The 19,769-nt window shown below is 37.2% G+C and carries 26 protein-coding genes; all 26 read left to right on the forward strand.

The window, feature by feature from the left end; genetic code table 11:
- The first annotated feature begins 40 nt into the window (after nt 1–40).
- The 26 genes from NSQ77_RS19295 to fliQ all read left to right on the forward strand — a co-directional run bounded on the left by NSQ77_RS19295 (nt 41) and on the right by fliQ (nt 19,769).
- A complete protein-coding gene (locus tag NSQ77_RS19295) occupies nt 41–358 on the forward strand; it encodes a hydrolase (protein ID WP_339227697.1) in 318 nt (105 codons plus the stop codon).
- Between the two features lie 307 nt (nt 359–665).
- Entirely contained in the window at nt 666–1,583 is a 918-nt protein-coding gene (xerC, locus tag NSQ77_RS19300; protein ID WP_339227698.1) for a tyrosine recombinase XerC, read from the forward strand.
- Nucleotides 1,584–1,593: 10 nt separating this feature from the next.
- Entirely contained in the window at nt 1,594–2,139 is a 546-nt protein-coding gene (gene hslV, locus NSQ77_RS19305; protein WP_339227699.1) for an ATP-dependent protease subunit HslV, read from the forward strand.
- 21 nt (nt 2,140–2,160) lie between these two features.
- Nucleotides 2,161–3,555, forward strand: a complete 1,395-nt coding sequence (gene hslU / locus NSQ77_RS19310; RefSeq protein ID WP_339227700.1) for an HslU--HslV peptidase ATPase subunit — start codon at nt 2,161–2,163, stop codon at nt 3,553–3,555.
- 27 nt (nt 3,556–3,582) lie between these two features.
- On the forward strand, nt 3,583–4,362 hold the full coding sequence (codY, locus tag NSQ77_RS19315; protein WP_339227701.1) for a GTP-sensing pleiotropic transcriptional regulator CodY: 780 nt from the start codon (nt 3,583–3,585) through the stop codon (nt 4,360–4,362).
- Between the two features lie 439 nt (nt 4,363–4,801).
- Nucleotides 4,802–5,197: a flagellar basal body rod protein FlgB gene (gene flgB / locus NSQ77_RS19320; protein WP_339227702.1), complete on the forward strand. Its 396-nt coding sequence runs from the start codon at nt 4,802–4,804 to the stop codon at nt 5,195–5,197.
- A gap of 3 nt (nt 5,198–5,200) precedes the next feature.
- Nucleotides 5,201–5,650 carry a flagellar basal body rod protein FlgC gene (flgC, locus tag NSQ77_RS19325; RefSeq protein WP_339227703.1) on the forward strand — a complete coding sequence of 150 codons (450 nt, stop codon included), beginning with the start codon at nt 5,201–5,203 and terminating at the stop codon, nt 5,648–5,650.
- A gap of 19 nt (nt 5,651–5,669) precedes the next feature.
- Nucleotides 5,670–5,975: a flagellar hook-basal body complex protein FliE gene (gene fliE / locus NSQ77_RS19330; RefSeq protein ID WP_339227704.1), complete on the forward strand. Its 306-nt coding sequence runs from the start codon at nt 5,670–5,672 to the stop codon at nt 5,973–5,975.
- Nucleotides 5,976–6,055: 80 nt separating this feature from the next.
- Complete coding sequence (gene fliF, locus NSQ77_RS19335; protein WP_339227705.1) at nt 6,056–7,645, forward strand: flagellar basal-body MS-ring/collar protein FliF; 1,590 nt, start codon at nt 6,056–6,058, stop codon at nt 7,643–7,645.
- A 10-nt stretch (nt 7,646–7,655) separates the two neighbouring features.
- The gene (gene fliG, locus NSQ77_RS19340) at nt 7,656–8,669 is read left to right on the forward strand and encodes a flagellar motor switch protein FliG (protein WP_339227706.1); all 1,014 of its coding nucleotides are present in this window, start codon (nt 7,656–7,658) and stop codon (nt 8,667–8,669) included.
- Nucleotides 8,662–9,420 carry a flagellar assembly protein FliH gene (fliH, locus tag NSQ77_RS19345; RefSeq protein ID WP_339227707.1) on the forward strand — a complete coding sequence of 253 codons (759 nt, stop codon included), beginning with the start codon at nt 8,662–8,664 and terminating at the stop codon, nt 9,418–9,420. Before fliG ends, fliH begins: the two co-directional genes overlap by 8 nt.
- Nucleotides 9,417–10,739: a flagellar protein export ATPase FliI gene (gene fliI, locus NSQ77_RS19350; RefSeq protein ID WP_339227708.1), complete on the forward strand. Its 1,323-nt coding sequence runs from the start codon at nt 9,417–9,419 to the stop codon at nt 10,737–10,739. The genes fliH and fliI overlap by 4 nt, the downstream gene beginning before the upstream one ends.
- A complete protein-coding gene (gene fliJ, locus NSQ77_RS19355) occupies nt 10,739–11,185 on the forward strand; it encodes a flagellar export protein FliJ (RefSeq protein ID WP_339227709.1) in 447 nt (148 codons plus the stop codon). The genes fliI and fliJ overlap by 1 nt, the downstream gene beginning before the upstream one ends.
- Before the next feature lie 17 nt (nt 11,186–11,202).
- Entirely contained in the window at nt 11,203–11,778 is a 576-nt protein-coding gene (locus tag NSQ77_RS19360; RefSeq protein WP_339227710.1) for a hypothetical protein, read from the forward strand.
- 27 nt (nt 11,779–11,805) lie between these two features.
- Nucleotides 11,806–13,146, forward strand: a complete 1,341-nt coding sequence (locus tag NSQ77_RS19365; protein ID WP_339227711.1) for a flagellar hook-length control protein FliK — start codon at nt 11,806–11,808, stop codon at nt 13,144–13,146.
- Nucleotides 13,147–13,155: 9 nt separating this feature from the next.
- Complete coding sequence (gene flgD, locus NSQ77_RS19370) at nt 13,156–13,626, forward strand: flagellar hook assembly protein FlgD (protein WP_339227712.1); 471 nt, start codon at nt 13,156–13,158, stop codon at nt 13,624–13,626.
- A gap of 13 nt (nt 13,627–13,639) precedes the next feature.
- A complete protein-coding gene (locus tag NSQ77_RS19375) occupies nt 13,640–14,011 on the forward strand; it encodes a TIGR02530 family flagellar biosynthesis protein (RefSeq protein ID WP_339227713.1) in 372 nt (123 codons plus the stop codon).
- 83 nt (nt 14,012–14,094) lie between these two features.
- A complete protein-coding gene (gene flgG, locus NSQ77_RS19380; protein WP_339227714.1) occupies nt 14,095–14,886 on the forward strand; it encodes a flagellar basal body rod protein FlgG in 792 nt (263 codons plus the stop codon).
- 44 nt (nt 14,887–14,930) lie between these two features.
- Nucleotides 14,931–15,149 (forward strand): flagellar FlbD family protein, encoded by a 219-nt coding sequence (locus tag NSQ77_RS19385; protein WP_339227715.1) that lies wholly within the window; start codon nt 14,931–14,933, stop codon nt 15,147–15,149.
- Nucleotides 15,142–15,561 carry a flagellar basal body-associated protein FliL gene (fliL, locus tag NSQ77_RS19390; RefSeq protein WP_339227716.1) on the forward strand — a complete coding sequence of 140 codons (420 nt, stop codon included), beginning with the start codon at nt 15,142–15,144 and terminating at the stop codon, nt 15,559–15,561. The genes NSQ77_RS19385 and fliL overlap by 8 nt, the downstream gene beginning before the upstream one ends.
- Before the next feature lie 33 nt (nt 15,562–15,594).
- Complete coding sequence (fliM, locus tag NSQ77_RS19395) at nt 15,595–16,590, forward strand: flagellar motor switch protein FliM (RefSeq protein WP_339227717.1); 996 nt, start codon at nt 15,595–15,597, stop codon at nt 16,588–16,590.
- Nucleotides 16,580–17,752, forward strand: coding sequence for a flagellar motor switch phosphatase FliY (gene fliY, locus NSQ77_RS19400; protein WP_339227718.1), 1,173 nt, complete (start codon nt 16,580–16,582; stop codon nt 17,750–17,752). The genes fliM and fliY overlap by 11 nt, the downstream gene beginning before the upstream one ends.
- Nucleotides 17,753–17,770: 18 nt before the next feature.
- Nucleotides 17,771–18,133, forward strand: a complete 363-nt coding sequence (locus tag NSQ77_RS19405) for a response regulator (protein ID WP_339227719.1) — start codon at nt 17,771–17,773, stop codon at nt 18,131–18,133.
- Nucleotides 18,134–18,140: 7 nt separating this feature from the next.
- The gene (locus NSQ77_RS19410; protein WP_339227720.1) at nt 18,141–18,809 is read left to right on the forward strand and encodes a flagellar biosynthetic protein FliO; all 669 of its coding nucleotides are present in this window, start codon (nt 18,141–18,143) and stop codon (nt 18,807–18,809) included.
- Complete coding sequence (fliP, locus tag NSQ77_RS19415; RefSeq protein WP_339227721.1) at nt 18,802–19,467, forward strand: flagellar type III secretion system pore protein FliP; 666 nt, start codon at nt 18,802–18,804, stop codon at nt 19,465–19,467. The genes NSQ77_RS19410 and fliP overlap by 8 nt, the downstream gene beginning before the upstream one ends.
- Before the next feature lie 32 nt (nt 19,468–19,499).
- Complete coding sequence (gene fliQ, locus NSQ77_RS19420; protein ID WP_339227722.1) at nt 19,500–19,769, forward strand: flagellar biosynthesis protein FliQ; 270 nt, start codon at nt 19,500–19,502, stop codon at nt 19,767–19,769.

Consider the following 19,769-nt stretch of genomic DNA (forward strand, 5'->3'; position numbering starts at 1 on the left):
TAGTCAAAAGGGAATGCCAACAAACAAGGAGGCTATGAAAATGACAAACAAAAATCATTACTTTATTGCTGTAAAGGAAAGAGAAATTAGAGAGATACCGGTAGACGATAATGAAGAAGAATTTGAAATCATTGCAGATGATGATGAGTTAAGTATAGTGCGCGAATTATTTTTAAATATGAAAGATCATGCTAATGAAGCCACAAGTTTTATTATTAAAGATCCATTTAATGACCGCAGAGCAGATCTAGAGAGAAATGAGTACGAAAAAAACCTACAGCAAGTATATCGGAAAATATATGAACTTGGAACAGAAGAAACAAAAGCAAAAATTCAAGAAACAGGAATAATTGAGTAACAATTTGGCAATAAAGATAATACCCATTGTTCACAAAACTTTCACTGTATTGCATTTTCGTGAAAAAAATTATATTTGTTTGTTGACTATACTATTCTAAATGGATATAATTACGCATTGGAAAGGTAATTCACTTTACAGACTAATATTAGTTTTTATTAAATTTAACAAAATAGCATGACAAATCAAATTATTATGATATAATAAGTGTGGTTTCGATTCAGAATTTTGTTGCAATTTAGTTAAGTTTATTGCATAATTATTTGAAGTATGCTATGATTTATCCGCTGTTCGATGGGGTGAAGAATTGAATACATTCGCATACAGTGAAGCGTTCATTGAATATTTGCAGATTGAGAAGAATGCTTCACCTTATACGGTAAAGTATTATCAGAATGATCTGGAAGTATTTTTTGATTTTCTTCGTCAAGAGGGGATTGACGATCTGCACGTTGTTTCACATCGAGAAGTGAGGCTTTTTCTAACGAGATTGTATGAGCAGAAATTAACCAGAAGGTCAGTTTCAAGGAAACTTTCATCGTTGCGAAGCTTTTATAAGTTTATGGAGCGAGAAGAATGGGTTAAGACAAATCCGTTTGTTCATATCCATTTACCAAGGACTGACAAACCAATTCCAGGCTTTTTCTACATGGAGGAATTGGAAGAATTGTTTGAAGTAAATGATTTGAATAGCCCAACTGGCCAACGTGATCAAGCTATACTGGAAATGTTATATGGAACCGGTATTCGAGTTAGTGAATGTCAAGGTTTAAAGCTTGGAGATATTGATTTTTCGATTGGAACCATTTTTGTAAAAGGTAAAGGTCGAAAAGAACGATATGTCCCATTTGGCAGGTTTGCAGAAATTGCATTAGAAACTTACATTCATGACGGCAGAATGAAGATATTGGAAAAATCCCAAGACTCTGATGCAGTCTTTTTAAATGCTCGCGGTAAACCGTTGACGACAAGAGGAATACGAGTAATTCTAAATAAGATTGTAGAACGGGCTGCAATGACCGTGGAAATTCATCCACATAAACTTCGTCACACATTTGCGACACATATGCTTAACGAAGGTGCAGATCTGCGTACGGTACAGGAATTACTTGGACATGAAAATCTATCGTCTACACAAATTTATACGCATGTAACAAAGGATCATTTACGTGAAGTGTACATGAAAAGCCATCCGAGAGCGAATGGTCAAAACCGTAATGAGTGAGGTGAGGGGAATGGCTACTGAAATGCACGCTACTACAATTTTTGCTATCCAGCATAATGGACAGTGCGCCATGAGTGGAGATGGGCAAGTAACATTAGGGAATGCCATTGTAATGAAGCATAAAGCTAAAAAAGTAAGAACCTTGTACAATGGTAAAGTGCTGGCGGGCTTTGCTGGATCTGTTGCAGATGCTTTCACGCTTTTTGAGAAATTTGAAAGTAAGCTTCAAGCCTATAATGGAAATTTGACCCGGGCATCGGTTGAGCTAGCCAAGGAATGGCGTTCAGATAAGGTGCTACGCAAATTGGAAGCAATGCTGATTGTCATGAATAAAGAAAATATGTACTTGGTTTCTGGTACTGGTGAAGTTATCGAACCAGATGATGGTATTTTGGCTATTGGTTCAGGTGGTAACTATGCATTAAGTGCAGGAAGAGCTTTGGTTAGACATTCTGGTAACCTGACTGCAAAGGAAATTGCTCAAACAGCCTTGGAGGTTGCAGGTGAAATTTGTGTATATACAAATAATCATATTACATTGCAAGTACTTGATTAATAAGGGAGGTTTTTCCTAAGGATGGGAATTGACTACACTCCAAAACAAATTGTTGGTCAGCTAGATAAATATATTATTGGTCAGCAACAGGCAAAGCGATCTGTAGCAGTCGCTTTAAGAAATCGTTATCGGCGGATGCAGCTTGAAGATTCAATGAAAGAAGAAATCGTTCCAAAAAATATCTTAATGATTGGACCGACCGGGGTTGGGAAAACGGAGATTGCCAGAAGACTGGCAAAACTTGTTGGTGCTCCATTTGTGAAAATTGAAGCAACTAAGTTTACCGAAGTTGGTTATGTCGGCAGAGATGTGGAATCGATGGTAAGGGATCTAGTAGAGATGGCTGTTCGAATGGTTAAGGAAGAGAAGATGAGTGAAGTAATGGCAACAGCGGAAAAAGAAGCGAACAAACGCCTCATTAAGTTGCTTGTGCCAGAAGCCAAAAAGCAATCCGGTGTTAAAAATCCATTTGAAATGCTTTTCCAAAATCAATCGGCAAGTGATAGTACCGATAACGAAATCGAAAAAGATGAAGAAGTAAGAAGCAAACGGCAGCAAATTGAACATCAATTAGCTTTAGGTGAACTGGAAGACCGAATGGTTACGATTGAAATTGAGGAAATCCCTCCTTCTATGTTTGATATGCTGCAGGGTTCTGGCATGGAACAGATGGGGATGAATATGCAAGATGCACTCGGACAGTTCATGCCAACTAAGAAGAAAAAGCGCAAGCTAACTGTATCTGAAGCTAGAAAAGTGCTGGAACAGCAAGAAGCCCAGAAGTTAGTAGATATGGATGAAGTTGCAGGAGAAGCTGTTAAAAGGGCTGAGCAAACAGGTATACTGTTTATCGATGAAATTGATAAGGTTGCCGGGAAACAAGAAGGAACTGCAGATGTTTCCAGAGAAGGTGTACAACGTGATATTTTGCCCATTGTAGAAGGTTCAACAGTTATTACAAAACACGGACCAGTGAAAACAGATCATATGCTTTTTGTTGCGGCCGGAGCATTCCATATGGCGAAACCTTCTGATTTGATTCCTGAATTACAAGGAAGATTTCCAATTCGGGTAGAATTAGAAAAGTTATCTGTAGAGGATTTTAAACAAATACTTACCGAGCCTTCTAATGCATTGATTAAACAATATCAATTAATGTTGAAAACAGAAGGTATAAATGTTGTTTTTACAGACGATGCTATAGAAAGGCTTGCAGAGATTGCTTTTCAGGTGAATCAGGATACCGATAATATTGGTGCAAGAAGACTTCATACAATATTAGAAAAGCTTCTGGAAGATTTGTCGTTTGAAGCACCGGATATTACGTTGGAGGAAATAGAAATTACTCCTGCTTATGTAGATCAAAAACTCAAGACAATTGTACAAAACAAAGACTTAAGCCAGTTTATACTATAATTCATAATAATGAAATGGAGGATCATCATGGATCTATTAAATCGCGCAAGAAAAATTAATGCAATGTTACAGAAAGCAACAGGTAAATCAGTAAACTTTAATGAAATGTCTGCTTCTCTAAGAGATGTAATCAGAGGAAATGTTTATATTGTTAGCAGACGCGGGAAGTTACTAGGATTTGCTGTAAACCAGGAAATTGAAAATGAGCGTATGAAAACAATGCTTGAACAAAGACAATTCCCGGAAGAGTATACACAAGGGCTGTACAATATTTATGAAACAACTGCAAACCTTGATATTAATAGTCAACATTCTGTGTTCCCTGTGGAAAATAAAGATTTATTTAAAGATGGCTTGACTACTATTATTCCGATTATTGGCGGTGGAGAGCGTCTTGGTACATTAGTTCTTGGAAGAGTGAACGAAAGCTTTAACGATGATGACTTATTACTTGCAGAGTATGGTGCAACTGTTGTAGGGATGGAAATCCTTCATGAAAAGACTGAGGAAATTGAAATGGAAGCACGTAGTAAAGCTGTCGTTCAAATGGCAATCAGCTCACTTTCTTACAGTGAATTGGAAGCAATCGATCATATCTTTGAAGAACTGAACGGACATGAAGGATTATTAGTAGCAAGTAAAATTGCAGACCGCGTAGGAATAACCAGATCTGTAATTGTAAACGCGCTAAGAAAGTTAGAGAGTGCAGGGGTTATTGAATCTCGTTCACTTGGTATGAAAGGTACTTACATTAAAGTCTTGAATGACAAATTCCTAGTTGAGCTAGAAAAACTTCGTTCAAGATAAGTTCATAAAACGATACGAAAAAAGACACAAAAAAGCCAAATAAATTGGCTTTTTTTGTGTCTTTTTCTAGTTAATTATACTTATAATCAAACGTGGGACTTTTGTATGTGAGGAAGGAGTGAAATACATAAATAGGCTAAAAATCAATTGTAAACGGTATGTAAATGTTTTTGAATTGCTAGTTAATTCCATAAAATAGTACATTCATATTACTAAATACCTAGTCTTTTTTTACTGTTTTATTTTCTTTTAGGAGAAAATGTCGAAAAGTAATAGACTTTGTCTAATTTATAACTTACAATGTTCGTAGAACAGGATGTAAATATGACTGTCGATTGGAAATTACATAGAACTGCAAGTACAAATAGGATAGAAGTCCAATGTTCTCGACATGTCATTTTTACCGGACTTTTTACAACTTACATAAGGAGTGCTTGTAATGAATTTATTTGGAGGTACAATAAACAGATTAGAACAATCTATCAACTATGCTGCAGCAAAGAATAATGCTATATCAAATAATATTGCAAATGCAGATACACCTGGGTATAAAGCGAAGGATGTTCAGTTTAAAAGCATATTACATAATACACTCACTTCCTCAATTCAAGCTAAGCGTACGAATGAGAAGCACACCCCCTTTAACTCAAACCTAAATTCATCTTATCGTGTCGTTTCACAGCCCAATACGATGTACAGCCATAATGGAAATAATGTTGATATTGATAAGGAAATGGCAGAATTAGCGGAGAATCAAATCTATTATAATGGTTTGGTTGATCGAATTAATGGAAAGTTTGGTAGCTTACAAACGGTTATTAGAGGAGGTAACTAGTCGATGTCAATATTTAATTCAATTAATACAAGCGCCAGTGCGTTAACTGCGCAAAGACTTCGAATGGATGTGGTTTCTTCCAATATTGCGAATGCCCAATCAACCAGAGCGGTTATAAATGAGAATGGCGAATTTGAACCGTATCAGAGGAAAATGACTGTTTTAGAAGCGCGGGACAACCGTTTCACAACGATGCTGCAACATGCATCTGGCGGAACAAACCATAGTGGCGTACGAGTTGCTGCCATCGTTGAAGATGAGGAGCCGTTTAAACTTGTCTATAACCCTGTTCATCCAGATGCAAATGAAGCTGGTTATGTAGAGATGCCAAATGTGGATCCTCTGCAGGAAATGGTGGATTTAATGAGTTCAACGAGATCGTATGAAGCAAATGTTACTGCTTTAAACGCTAGTAAAGGTATGTTAATGAAAGCATTAGAGATTGGTAAATAGATAATAAGGAGTTTTAAAAATGGATTTTTTCATAAATAATGTGTCGCAGCCTATACAATCTTTACCGAAAGTTTCGAATGCGCAGATAACACCTGGAGAGGCGCAAGCAAATTTTGCGGAAACGTTAAAAGGGGCAATTGACAACCTTAATTCCATTCAGATGGAATCAGATAATAAAACAGAGGCATTGGCTAACGGGAATATCGATGATCTTCATGATGTGATGATTACTGCACAAAAAGCAAGTATTACGCTCGAAACTACAGTGCAAATTCAGAAAAAAGTTATCGATGCTTATAACGAAATAATGAGAATGTCGATATAAATGGATAATCCAGCAACGGAAAATTAATAGTAGTTCAGTAGTAAATATCGATTACTTAATGCACTTTGGTGGGGGAAATTATGAAGGAAACATTGTTAAAATGGAAAGAATCGGTAATTTTGTTCTGGCAGAATCGATCAAAAAGCCAAAAAGGTCTCTTTGCTGGATCTATTATTATCGTAATTTTATTTATAGTAGGTATTGCTTTTTTCAGTTCCAATACACGATTCGTTCCATTATATAATAATTTGACTATTCAAGAGGTTGGACAGATTAAAGCAGAGCTGGATACAAGGGGGATTCCCTACGAATTAAATAATGGTGGTACAAGTATTACGGTACCAGAAGGGCAAGTAGAATCGTTGCTCGTTGATCTAGCGGGGATGGGTTTGCCAAACAGCGGGAATATTGATTATTCCTTTTTTAGTGAGAACACATCTTGGGGAATAACAGATAATGAATTTAATATTATGAAACTTGATGCTATGCAAACAGAGCTTGCTAATTTAATGCAGAGTATTGAAGGTATCAATAATGCACAAGTAATGATTAATATGCCAGAAGAACCGGTATTTGTAAGTGATGTGACTGGAGAAGCTAGTGCATCAATTGTATTAAATACACAGCCAGGCTACCAATTTCAAGGCAATCAAATAGAATCACTTTATCACCTTGTTTCAAAAGCGGTACCGAATTTACCTGCTGAAAATATTGTTATTATGAATCAATATTTTGAGTACTTTGACCGGAATTCACAAACTGCTTCTGGAGTTCAGGATGCTTATACGTATCAGCAGACTGTGAAGAAAGATACCGAACGTGACATTCAAAAGAGATTACAGCAAATGCTCGGAACAATGGTAGGAATGGATAATGTCATTGTTTCTGTGACTGCAGATATTGATTTCACTCAGGAGAATCGCACAGAGGAACTTGTCGACCCAGTTGATATCGAAAATGTAGAAGGAATACCTGTCAGTCTCGAAACTATACAGGAATCCTATAGTGGAGAAAATGCCACAGGCGGTATCGGCGGAGCCACTGATGAGGATGTAACCAACTATCCTGCTGGAGATGCTGGAGCTGGTGACTATGAACTAGATAAGGAAACAATTAATTATGAATATAATCGAATTCGTAAAGAGATTGTTGAGAGTCCATATAAAGTTCGTGATCTTGGAATTCAAGTTGCCATTGATAGCACACGAAGTACGGATGGTAATAATGCAGAGCTTTTGAGTCAGCAGGAACAGAGTGCAGTTGAACAAGGGGTTTCTTCGATTTTAAATTCAATTGTAGGAGCGACAATTGATGAAGACTATGGTGAAGTAATTCCAGAAGATAAGATTTCGATTGTGTTCCAGGAATTCACAGAAACTCCTGCAACAGTTAGTGCCACTACTTCTGTTATTCCATTGTGGATGTATATTGTCGGTGGAGCACTATTGACAGCGATTATTATTCTAATCATTCTATTAATCCGAAATAGGAATAGTGATGAGGAAATAATAGAAGAAATGGTTACGGAAAGTCCAGCTCTAGAAGTTCCAGATTTACCGCAGGAAGAAGAATCAGAAGCAGTTGTAAGAAGGAAGCAGTTAGAAAAAATTGCGAAAGAAAAACCAGAGGAATTTGCTAAACTGCTGAGAAGCTGGATTGGAGAAGATTAGGAGGGGAAAAATGGTAAGGCAAAAGGGCGCTTTAACTGGAAAACAAAAAGCAGCAATTCTTTTAATCTCACTAGGTCCAGATGTATCGGCGCAAGTATATAAATACTTATCAGAGGAAGAAATTGAGAAGCTGAGCTTGGAGATTTCTTCTGTAAAAAAAGTAGATTCAAATTTAAAAGAAAATGTGATGGAGCAATTTCACCAAATTGCAGTAGCGCAAGACTATATTACACAGGGCGGTATTGGTTATGCGAAAACTGTTTTGGAAAAGGCCTTCGGCAAACAGGAAGCATCGAATATAATTAATCGTCTGACCTCATCCCTGCAGGTAAGACCGTTTGACTTCGCAAGAAAAGCGGATCCTCAACAAGTTTTAAACTTTATTCAAGGAGAACATCCGCAAACAATTGCGTTAGTACTTTCTTATCTTGACTCAGAACAGGCGGGGCAGATTTTATCTTCATTGCCACAGGAGCTGCAGGCTGATGTAGCTAGAAGGATAGCTACAATGGATTCTACTTCTCCTGAAATTATAAGTCAGGTAGAGCAGGTATTGGAGAAAAATATCTCCGCTTCCGTCTCTGAAGATTATACACAAACCGGTGGTATTCAGGCGGTTGTTGAAGTATTAAACGGAGTGGACCGCAGTACGGAGCGAACAATTCTTGATTCGCTTGAAATCCAGGACCCAGAACTGGCTGATGAAATTAAAAAGCGGATGTTTGTGTTTGAAGACATTGTCATTCTCGATAATCGAGCGATACAACGTGTCATTCGTGAAGTGGAAAATGAAGATCTTCGACTGGCACTTAAGGTTGCAAGTGATGAGGTTAAAGACGTTGTATTCACAAATATGTCACAGCGCATGGCAGAAACCTTCAAAGAAGAAATGGAATATATGGGGCCAGTTCGTCTAAGAGACGTAGAGGAAGCGCAAATGAGAATTGTAGCTATTATTCGCAGACTCGAAGATATTGGAGAAATTGTCATCGCCAGAGGTGGAGGAGACGATATCATTGTCTGATTTAGAAAATAAGCAGCCCTTTAATCAGAAATTGATAAAAATTAAACCAATTCAATCGATACAGCATGCTATCGAAGATGAACCATCTGAAAGAAATAAAGAGATAGAGACAATTCAGCTGGAAATTGAACAAATGCAACAGGAATTGAAGAATCTAGCTCAGCAAAAAGAATTGTTACTTAAACAAACTAATCTAGCCATTGAAGATGAAAAAAGAAATTGGGAAGAAACGAAACAGCAATTGATTGACAATGCAAAGCATGAAGGCTTTCAAGCAGGGTTTAGTCAAGGTGAACATGCAGGTAAAGCTTCATATGAAGAAAAGCTGAATCAAGCCAACTTAATTATTGATGCAACAACAAATGATTATCACACAACGATTGAAAAAAGCAAGGAAACGATTTTACAGCTTTCACTTGCTATCGCAGAGAAAATTATTGGTGATAAAGTCTCTAAAGAACCAGAAACATTTCTGGGAATTATTCGACATGCTATTCAAGAATTGAAAGATCAATCGACTGTAACGATTTATTTACACCCTGTAAATTATGAATATGTGATAAGTCAAAAGGATGAATTAATGCGGATTTTAGAAGATGATTCAGCACTATCTATCTACTTAGATGAAAAGTTACAGGAGAATACGTGCTTGATTGAGCATGCATTTGGGCAAATTGATGCCAGTGTTGACACGCAATTATTAAAAATCCGGGAAGCATTGCAGGATTACCTAATGGAGAAAAGGCAATGAATATATCCGATTACAAATTTGTTATAAAAAATGCTGCTACATATAAACATTACGGTAAAGTATTGCGAGTTGTAGGGCTGATGATTGAATCAGAAGGCCCGGCAGCCAACATAGGAGAAGTCTGTTACATTCATTCTGCTTCCAAAAATCGACCACCAATTGTATCAGAGGTGGTAGGTTTTAATAATGAAAAAATCCTTCTGATGCCATATGCAGAAGTAACAGAGATTGGTTCTGGGTGCCTGGTCGAAGCAACCGGAAAACCATTAACTGTTAAGATTGGAAGGTCGTTGATTGGTAACATTGTGAACTCTCTTGGTCAACCTTTGGATGATCAATCTTCACTGCCAAAGGGACTGTCTAACTGCCTGACCGATCAAGCTCCGCCCAATCCAATGACACGGCCGCCAATACGCGAGCCGATTCAAGTAGGAGTCAAAGCAATTGATTCTCTTTTGACAATGGGAAAAGGACAACGCGTTGGGATTTTTGCTGGTAGTGGTGTTGGGAAAAGTACATTATTAGGAATGATTGCAAGAAATAGTGGTGCTGATATTAATGTTATTGCATTAATAGGTGAACGTGGCCGTGAGGTCCGCGAGTTTATCGAGCACGATCTTGGGCCAGAAGGCTTAAAAAAATCAATTGTTGTAGCTGCGACTTCAGACCAGCCAGCATTAATGCGGATTAAAGGAGCGTATACTGCAACTTCAATTAGTGAGTATTTCAGGGATCTTGGTTATGATGTGAATTTAATGATGGACTCTGTTACGAGAGTTGCAATGGCGCAAAGAGAAATTGGTTTAGCGATTGGTGAGCCACCAACCACCAAAGGCTATACACCATCCGTATTTTCTATCCTTCCTAAATTGCTAGAAAGAACAGGAACAAATGAGGCTGGATCAATCACCGCCTTTTATACGGTTCTTGTTGATGGAGATGACATGAATGAGCCGATTGCAGACGCAGTTCGCGGTATTTTAGATGGTCATTTTGTGATGGATAGAAAGTTAGCGGAACGAGGTCAATTTCCGGCAATTAATGTGCAAAAATCCGTCAGCCGAGTCATGAATATGGTTGCAACTCCTGAACAAAAGCAAATTGCACAGGAACTTCGCAGGCTGATGGCTGTTTATGAGGATAATCGTGAATTAATTAACATTGGTGCTTATAAACGGGGTACCAATCAAGAGATTGATCGAGCTATTTCCTATTATTCAAAAATACAGGAATTTTTAAGACAAGATGTATATGAAACAAATACGCTAAATGAAACGATTCAGTTAATGAAATCACTTCTTAATGGAGGAATTGATTGATGGCCGAGATGATTGCATTATCCAAAATATTGGACATTCGTGAAAATGAAAAGCAAATTGCACAGAGAGCGTATAATCAGTCGCTTGATTCTTTTGAAAAAGTAGCAACGGAACTGTATCACATCTTACAGAAAAAAGAGCGAGCCGAGGATTCGTATAATCAATTTCTTTATTCCGTAACACCGATTGATCGGATAAAAGAGCAAGCTGTTTACATTGAACAATTAAATAGACAAATTAATCACTTGCAGTTCCGTGTTCAGAAGGCTAGATCAGAAATGGAATCGAAACAGCATCAACTTTCAGATGCCCATGTAGAAGTAAAGAAATTTGAGAAAATAATTGAAATGAGAAACGAAACAAAAGCAAATTTACAAAAAAAAATGGAAAATGCGTTTATGGATGAAATATCAATTACACAATTTTTAAACCATAAAAATAGGTGAAGTAAATGGTTGATAATATGAAAAAGAAAAAAAAGAATCCGATCCTTCGACTTTTATTTGCAGTAGTAATCCCGCTGATTATCATTGTTGCAATAGTAGTTACTATTATGGAGGTTGCTGGCTTTAATGTTATGGATTGGACAAAGCACCAAGCTAGTACAATACCTGTTATATCGAATCTAGTAGCTTCAGAAAAGGCAGCACCTGTCCAAAATGATTCGCACGAACAAGCAATTGTAGATGAGAAGGATGGGGAGATTACAAGTTTAAATGAAACAATTCGTGAGTTGGAAGCAACAATAAACGAGCAGAAACAGGATATTGTCCGTCTGGAGAATAGTCTGGAAACAGCTCTTGAGGATGGAGAATCATCAGAAAAAAATTCTCCAGATGATTCGCTTACTTCCATTATTGATTCATTTGAAGAAATGAAAGGCTCTAAAGCGGCGCCTATTGTTGAAAATCTAGAAACAGATACGGCAGTGGCAATTTTGCAGGAACTATCTAAAGATCATCGAGCATCAATACTCAGTTCGATGGACCCGGAAAAGGCAGCCAAGCTAACACAATTGCTTTTTTCGAGCGCGAATTAAAATTGATTCACCGAAAGGGGGGAGAAAATGAATGGTGTCGCGATGTTTTTGCAACACGTACAGTCATCCAATTCGACAAATACACCATTAAAGTCCAATAAACGAGAGGAAATATCAGAATCATTTCACCAATTATTAGATGAGAACATAGTTAATGTATCCGATTTTCAAAATCCTGAACAAGGTGTGTTGAAAAACGGGGCTGGGATTGACGATGTGATACAACAGTTTAGCAGTGATGAAGAGGCTTTATTAAAAGCAATTGTTCAAAATGAGATGAAAAATCAAGATGATCATATAGGCTTAACTTCTTCTGATGTGGTGAATAATGTTGAATTAATGCATGATTTACTTCACTTTGAGGGCTTCGTACTAGGTGCCGAACAAAATGGAATCAGTAGTCCAAATATTGATAAAGAACTAGCCGAATTATTTACTCAGATTCAACCCCTTTTTTCACAGTTGAAAACAGAGGAAGATATTCGGAATGCATCGCCAAAGATATTAGAGCTACTTCATCATTGGCAGAAATTGACGAAGCCACAAGCTAAGCTGGTGCCATTAAATTCAATGTCGGATACTAATGAAAATCCAACAGTTATTAAGCATCAAAGTCAACATGCTAAAATAGCAGGATTAACCCCGGTGGATAGTGATGAAATGAATGGATTACAAGCGTGGCGCAAACAAGAAACAAGAGAAGCAAGAATGTGGCATACCATATTGGATACGTTCCAAAAAAGAGAACAACTTTCCGGAAAGCAACGGTATAATACAGAATCGAACGTAACCATTAAGGATGTAGCAAAGTGGCTTGGAAACGCAGTTGAACAAGAAGGCCTGACTGTTACGACCGTTCAGACGAATCAGACCGTACCAATTTCTAAATTGGAGCAGCATGTCATTCATATTAATCAACCACAGCCGTCGAATAGCCAGGATCAGCAATTCATGAACCAGTTAGAAAAAATTATGGAATCAGCAAAACTGTCGGTTTTGCCGAATCAAAGAAATCATCTAACAATTACTTTAAGACCCGATAATATGGGGGAATTAATGGTTCGGTTTACACAGGTAAACGGCGAGATAATGGTGAAAATATTAGTAACCACTGCTGCTGCAAAAGAGATGTTAGAATCAAACATTCATCAGCTGAAGAATATGTTTTCGCCACACCAAGTTGTTGTGGAAAAGCAGGATGCAATTGCTCAGTCAGCGTCAGATTTGCAGAAAGAGCAAGGGAATGGACAGTTAAAAGAACAGGAAGAACAGCATTCGAATCAGTCCAATCATGAGAATAATCAAAAACAAACTGAAGAAAGCTTTGAAAAACAGTTTAAAGAGCTGCTTCTGAATGAGAAAGTGTAGGTGGAGGAAATGACAACAATTGATCCATCGTTATATTTAAGCAACCAGCCAAAAACTAGAACACCGAGCGCTAGCCTTGGCAAGGAAGAATTTTTAAAGATATTAATGACACAATTACAGAATCAGGATCCTACTAATCCTATGGATGATCGTGAATTTGTGTCACAGATGGCTACCTTTTCATCATTGGAACAAATGATGAATATGTCTAATTCAATTGAAATGCTAGTACAAAGTCAATTGGTCTCTCCTGTAATCCAATATAGTAATATGATAGGGCAGGAAGTCTCTTATATGGATGTTAATCAAGAAACAGGTGAGGAACTAGGTAAAGTCACAAGCAAAGTAGTGGCTGTTAGTCAACATGAAGGATGGGCAATATTGGAGCTTGAAAATGGAGAAAAAATATATGCGGATGCAATTATTCAAGTCAGTGATCCAGATACAAAAAAAGACACAGGTGATGGTATAGCGGAATAAGGGAGGGAATGATATGGATCACCGAATTCATCAAATCCCGCAGCATGCATTACAGTTTCCAACAATAAAAGAACACAGGCCGAAACAATCATCAATTTCTTTTAAGGATATTTTATCACAAGAACAGGGCTTAAAGATTAGTAAACATGCATCACAGCGATTAGTAGAAAGAAATATTCAAATTGATGATCAGCAATGGAAATTGATCAGTGAGAAAATGCAAGAGGCTAGGAATAAGGGGATAACTGATTCACTTGTCGTCATGAACAATGCGGCACTTCTTGTTAATGCGAAGAATCACACTGTAGTGACAGCAATGGACCGCGAGGAAGCAACGAGTAGAATTTTTACCAATATAAATGGAACTATTTTGATTAATGAGTAGGCTGGACCCTAATGGGAAGCCAATATAAGCTGTTGACTGATAGATACAGCTAACTACAATAACCATAAAAAGGGGATAAAAACATGCTACGTTCAATGTATGCAGGAATTTCAGGAATGAAGAACTTTCAAACAAAATTAGATGTTATCGGAAATAATATCGCTAATGTAAATACGACAGGATATAAAAAAGCAAACGTGACTTTTCAAGATTTAATGAGTCAGACAACATCTGGTGCGCAAGGTGCAACTGACGCGCGCGGAGGAGTTAATGCAATACAGGTTGGGCTTGGTTCTCAGCTCGGTACAATTAGCAATATCCATACGCAAGGGTTTCAGCAGGTGACAAATAACCCGCTTGATTTGACAATTGAAGGTGATGGAATGTTTGTATTACAGGAAGAAGGGGGTACAACCTATTACACAAGAGCTGGAAATTTCTATTTAGATGATGATGGAGCGATTGTTAACCCTAATGGATTATATCTTCAAGGTGCTAATGGAAATATAACAATACCAACTGATGCACAAAGCTTCAGTATTCAAACAGACGGGACGATAAATTACATTGATGCTGCAGGCGCCACACAAGAAGCTGGGCAAATAACGCTTGCAAGCTTTTCGAATCCTGCCGGGTTATTAAAGAATGGCAGCAACTTATACTTAGATTCACCAAACGCTGGTTATAACGGTACCGTTACACCTGAGGAGGATGGTGCTGCATCCATTATTAGTGGTTCACTTGAGATGTCAAACGTAGACCTTTCAGAAGAATTCACAGAAATGATTACGGCACAGCGCGGTTTTCAGGCGAATACTAGAATTATTACAACTTCTGATGAGATTCTTCAGGAGCTAGTAAACTTAAAACGATAATAAGGAGGTAGGGGGTACACCTAAGTCGTACTCCCGCCATATACATGATTACTTTAAAAAGGCTGAATGACGATGAATTTGTACTAAATGCCATTTTAATTGAACAGGTTCAGTCGCTGCCGGATACAACGATCTCCTTAATTAATGGAAAGAAAATTGTTGTAAAAGACAATGCCAGTGATGTTATACAGATGGTTACGGATTACTACCAGGATATAGGATTGGCACGGGTTCAAGTAAAGGCTGGTGAAGAGGATGAGTAAGTTAGTAAAGACAATGATCACATCACTTGTTGTATTATTAGTTATTGCAATTGCTTCACTAGTAGTTGTACTCAATGTGGCAGGCGAAAATGAATCAGGTGATGCACAATCGATTGATGACATTGCAAACTATTCCTATGAATCACCTGAAGTTACTACTGATTTAGAAGACGGAGTTTTTGTTAGAATTCAGTTTCAGATTGTAACAGACGGGAAATCAGCATTAAAAGAGGTTGAAAAACGTGATTTTCAGCTGAAAAATATTATTATTAAAGAGCTTGCAACGAAAACAGAGGAAGATTTTAAGTCAGGACTTTCTGAGCTAGAGGAAGTTATAAAAACAAGATTAAATGAACTAATGGAAGAAGGACAAATTACAGAAGTATATACTATCAATAAGATACTTCAATAGAATGAAAGCTCCTAGCAGGAGGTGGTGTGATTAATGGATGAAGTTCTCTCACAAAATGAAATAGATGCATTATTATCTGCGATTACATCAGGTGAAATGGATGCTGAAGAATTAAAAAAAGAAGAACAAGAGAAAAAAGTGCGTGTGTATGATTTTAAACGGGCATTGCGTTTCTCAAAAGATCAGATAAGAAGTATCTCTCGAATTCATGAAAATTATGCAAGAATGCTAACAACCTATTTCTCATCGCAGCTAAGAACATATGTTAATATTTCGGTAACATCTGTTGATCAGGTGCCATTTGAAGAGTTTGTGCGCTCGATTCAAAAAATGACAGTATTAAATATATATAGTGTAGAACCGTTAGATGGCAATTTAATCATGGAGGTTAATCCTAATATTGCTTATGCATTGCTTGATCGAATTCTCGGAGGAAAAGGTAACACAATTAATAAAAACGACAATTTAACGGAAATTGAAAAGCTGCTGCTCCGTCAATTTTTCGAGAAAGCTGTGTATACTTTGCAAGAATCCTGGACTTCTGTAGCAGAAATAGATCCACGGTTAGAGGCGTTTGAAGAAAACCCTCAATTTTTACAAATGGTTGCACCAAATGACACGGTTGTCGTCGTTTCGATGACAGCTGCAATTGGGGAAACAACTGGCATGATTAATATCTGTATCCCGCATATTATATTGGAGCCAATTATTCCAAAGCTCTCTGCCCATTATTGGATGCAAGCAGAGAAAAAAAACCGGGACGCAACAGCATTTAATAAAATGTCAAGAAATTTAAAGCAAACTGAAGTTGAAGTAAAATCATTGCTTGGTGAGGGCGAGATTTCTATCAATGAGTTTTTAACATTGAAACAAGATGATATTATTACACTGGATCAGAAAATCGATCTACCATTAAAACTTGCTATTAATAATGAAGTTAAATTTCTAGTGCAACCAGGCAAGTATAAAAATAAAATGTCTGTACAAATATTAGATGAATTAAAAAGGGGTGAGCAATATGATGAATGATGGCATGCTTTCACAGGAAGAAATTGATGCGCTATTGAATATTTCTGATGATAATACGTCAGAAGAAAATAAGCAAAGCTATCTTTCCGATATTGAAATTGATGCGCTAGGAGAAATCGGCAATATTTCTTTTGGCAGCTCCGCCACCACGCTTTCCACTTTATTAAACCAAAAGGTGGAAATTACGACACCAGTAGTAGACATCATTGAAAGAAATCAAATTGGTGATGAATTTACCTTTGAACCTGTAAGTATTCAAGTGAATTACATAGAGGGATTTACAGGAAAAAATGTGTTTGTTATAAAAGCTAAAGACGCAGCGATTATTGCAAATATAATGCTTGGCGGTGATGGAACAAATCCAGATAGTGAATTGAATGAAATCCATTTAAGTGCGGTTCAGGAAGCAATGAATCAAATGATGGGTGCAGCTGCAACAAGTATGTCTACTGTGTTTAATAAACGTGTTGACATATCTCCGCCTTCAATTTTAGATGAGGAAGTTTCTGGAGCTGATAATGAAGTCGTTTTTGATGAAGAAGTCTATATAAAGGTGTTTTTTAAACTAACTGTTGGAACACTAATCAATTCCAATATGATGCAATTAATTCCATTGCGCTTTGCAAAAGAGCTGGTTAATGAGCTTTTAAAGGATTCGGACGATCGCGCCGATGAAAATAATGATGAGGCAGCTGCGACACTTGCAGCTGAAAGTCCTGTTTTGCAGGATAGTCTGACGAATCAGCAAAAACAGATTGCATATTATGACTCCTCCCAAACAGAGACGAGAAATGAAACATCTGGACCACAATATTTGGGTCAAAGAGTTACAAGCACAGATGCAAAGGCACAGCAAGCGGCTTTCTCTGATTTTGAGAAAGTTGAGTTGAATTCCGGTCAGCAGCGTAACCTGGATATGTTATTGGATATACCACTAAAAGTAACTGTTGAGCTAGGTCGAACGAAAAAATCAATAAACGATATTCTTGAACTTGCCTCAGGGTCTATTATTGAGCTTGATAAATTAGCAGGAGAACCGGTTGATATTTTAGTAAATGATAAATTAGTAGCTGAAGGAGAAGTTGTTGTAATTGAAGAAAACTTCGGCGTTCGTGTTACAGATATCATTAGTCAGTCTGACAGGATCAGGAATTTAAAATAATTAGGGGGAATAACCAAAATGGCAGAACGAATTTTAATTGTAGATGATGCAGCTTTTATGCGAATGATGATCAAGGATATACTTACCAAGAATGGTTACGAAATAGTTGGTGAAGCACAGGATGGAGCACAAGCGGTTGAAAAATATAAAGAAGTGATGCCGGACTTAGTGACTATGGATATTACAATGCCAGAAATGGATGGAATTACAGCCTTAAAAGAAATAAAGAAAGTTAATCCAGATGCTAAAATCATAATGTGCTCTGCAATGGGGCAGCAGGCGATGGTAATTGATGCAATTCAAGCTGGAGCAAAAGATTTTATTGTAAAGCCATTCCAAGCAGATAGAGTAATCGAAGCAATTCAAAAAGCTTTAAACTAAGAAACGAGTGAGCGGGTTGAAGAAAAAAGTTCTTTACAGTCTCTGTTTGAGCATTCTTCTTACTCTTTCATTTTTTCCCTGCCAGACAGATGCAGCACCAAACAGTGTGATGGACTGTCTGGGGGGTGAAAATGATTGTAAAGAAGATGAAATTACCAATAATGAATTGGAAGAAAATGAAAATGAAAGTGATTTACTAGCAAATAATAATCGGCCCAGTTCCATGGCATTTGAATTGGTTAAAATGTTTTTTGCATTATTACTTGTTCTTGGCTTAATTTATGTGCTGCTTAAATTTCTCAAGAAAAGAAACAAGATCTTTAATCAGGTAAAAGCACTCGAAAATTTAGGCGGTATATCAGTAGGGCAAAATCGATCCATTCAAATCATTCGAATTGGAGACAGACTTTATTTAGTGGGTGTAGGCGAAAACGTTGAAATGCTTCAAGAGATTACAGACGAAGACGTCAAACAAGATATTTTACGACATCAAGAGGAATCACAGGATAATTTTCCAATCGGTTCTTTGTTATTATCATTTGTTTCTTCCAAAAAAGATCAGACAAATAAATCTTCTGGAAGCGAATTTAAGAATTTATTCTCGAACGAACTTAACAATCTGAAGCAAAACCGAAAAAATATGATCAATAAGCACAAGGAAGATACACATGAATGAATTTATCGATATATTTTCTAGTTCAGATCCAACTAATGTATCCACGTCTGTTCGGTTAATACTTTTACTTACCATTTTTTCACTGGCGCCAGGGATATTGATTTTAATGACAAGCTTTACACGAATTATAATTGTGCTTTCATTTGTTCGAACATCTTTAGCCACGCAACAGATGCCGCCAAACCAAGTACTCATTGGTTTAGCGTTATTTCTTACCTTTTTTATTATGGCTCCTACATTCAGTGAGGTTTATCAGGAAGCATTGCAGCCGCTTTTTGATGAAGAAATCACACTGGATGAGGCATATGAGAATGCGAGTGCACCTTTAAAGGATTTTATGGCAAAACATACGAGGCAAAAGGATTTAGCTCTGTTTCTTGACTATACGCAGACGGAGACACCTGAAACGATTCAAGACATTCCGCTGACGACATTAGTTCCTGCTTTTGCGATCAGTGAGTTAAAAACAGCTTTTCAAATGGGATTTATGATTTTTATCCCATTTTTGATTATTGATATGGCTGTTGCGAGTATATTGATGTCAATGGGTATGATGATGCTTCCACCAGTTATGATCTCGCTGCCGTTTAAAATATTACTATTTGTGTTGGTCGATGGGTGGTATTTAATAACACAATCCTTATTAAATGGTTTTTAGTACAAGTATAGGAAGGAAAGGAGCTTCTTTTTATGAGCAGTGAATTCGTATTGACCTTGGCTCAGCAAGGTATTTTTACAATATTACTTGTTACAGGCCCATTGCTTATATTAGCTCTTGCGGTCGGTTTATTGGTAAGTATTTTTCAGGCAACGACGCAAATACAAGAACAAACACTAGCTTTTATTCCAAAGATTGTTGCTGTTTTTTTAGGACTTATCTTCTTTGGGCCGTGGATGCTTACAACAATGGTTGAATTTGCATCATCTATTTTTCAAAATATTAATCAGTTTGTAGGGTAA

This window comes from Oceanobacillus sp. FSL K6-2867 (genome assembly GCF_037963145.1).
Classification (GTDB): Bacteria; Bacillota; Bacilli; order Bacillales; family Amphibacillaceae; genus Oceanobacillus.

Bases quoted from the DNA above. Each gene is read 5' to 3' on its own strand.
- NSQ77_RS19295 (WP_339227697.1), top strand. From the start codon at position 41: ATGACAAACAAAAATCATTACTTTATTGCTGTAAAGGAAAGAGAAATT.
- NSQ77_RS19365 (WP_339227711.1), top strand. From the start codon at position 11,806: ATGAATGGTGTCGCGATGTTTTTGCAACACGTACAGTCATCCAATTCG.
- fliY (WP_339227718.1), top strand. From the start codon at position 16,580: ATGATGAATGATGGCATGCTTTCACAGGAAGAAATTGATGCGCTATTG.
- codY (WP_339227701.1), top strand. From the start codon at position 3,583: ATGGATCTATTAAATCGCGCAAGAAAAATTAATGCAATGTTACAGAAA.
- NSQ77_RS19405 (WP_339227719.1), top strand. From the start codon at position 17,771: ATGGCAGAACGAATTTTAATTGTAGATGATGCAGCTTTTATGCGAATG.
- fliL (WP_339227716.1), top strand. From the start codon at position 15,142: ATGAGTAAGTTAGTAAAGACAATGATCACATCACTTGTTGTATTATTA.
- hslV (WP_339227699.1), top strand. From the start codon at position 1,594: ATGGCTACTGAAATGCACGCTACTACAATTTTTGCTATCCAGCATAAT.
- fliP (WP_339227721.1), top strand. From the start codon at position 18,802: ATGAATGAATTTATCGATATATTTTCTAGTTCAGATCCAACTAATGTA.
- NSQ77_RS19375 (WP_339227713.1), top strand. From the start codon at position 13,640: ATGGATCACCGAATTCATCAAATCCCGCAGCATGCATTACAGTTTCCA.
- flgC (WP_339227703.1), top strand. From the start codon at position 5,201: ATGTCAATATTTAATTCAATTAATACAAGCGCCAGTGCGTTAACTGCG.
- flgB (WP_339227702.1), top strand. From the start codon at position 4,802: ATGAATTTATTTGGAGGTACAATAAACAGATTAGAACAATCTATCAAC.
- fliQ (WP_339227722.1), top strand. From the start codon at position 19,500: ATGAGCAGTGAATTCGTATTGACCTTGGCTCAGCAAGGTATTTTTACA.
- NSQ77_RS19385 (WP_339227715.1), top strand. From the start codon at position 14,931: ATGATTACTTTAAAAAGGCTGAATGACGATGAATTTGTACTAAATGCC.
- fliG (WP_339227706.1), top strand. From the start codon at position 7,656: ATGGTAAGGCAAAAGGGCGCTTTAACTGGAAAACAAAAAGCAGCAATT.
- NSQ77_RS19360 (WP_339227710.1), top strand. From the start codon at position 11,203: ATGAAAAAGAAAAAAAAGAATCCGATCCTTCGACTTTTATTTGCAGTA.
- fliI (WP_339227708.1), top strand. From the start codon at position 9,417: ATGAATATATCCGATTACAAATTTGTTATAAAAAATGCTGCTACATAT.
- fliJ (WP_339227709.1), top strand. From the start codon at position 10,739: ATGGCCGAGATGATTGCATTATCCAAAATATTGGACATTCGTGAAAAT.
- flgG (WP_339227714.1), top strand. From the start codon at position 14,095: ATGCTACGTTCAATGTATGCAGGAATTTCAGGAATGAAGAACTTTCAA.
- flgD (WP_339227712.1), top strand. From the start codon at position 13,156: ATGACAACAATTGATCCATCGTTATATTTAAGCAACCAGCCAAAAACT.
- fliE (WP_339227704.1), top strand. From the start codon at position 5,670: ATGGATTTTTTCATAAATAATGTGTCGCAGCCTATACAATCTTTACCG.
- fliF (WP_339227705.1), top strand. From the start codon at position 6,056: ATGAAGGAAACATTGTTAAAATGGAAAGAATCGGTAATTTTGTTCTGG.
- fliM (WP_339227717.1), top strand. From the start codon at position 15,595: ATGGATGAAGTTCTCTCACAAAATGAAATAGATGCATTATTATCTGCG.
- hslU (WP_339227700.1), top strand. From the start codon at position 2,161: ATGGGAATTGACTACACTCCAAAACAAATTGTTGGTCAGCTAGATAAA.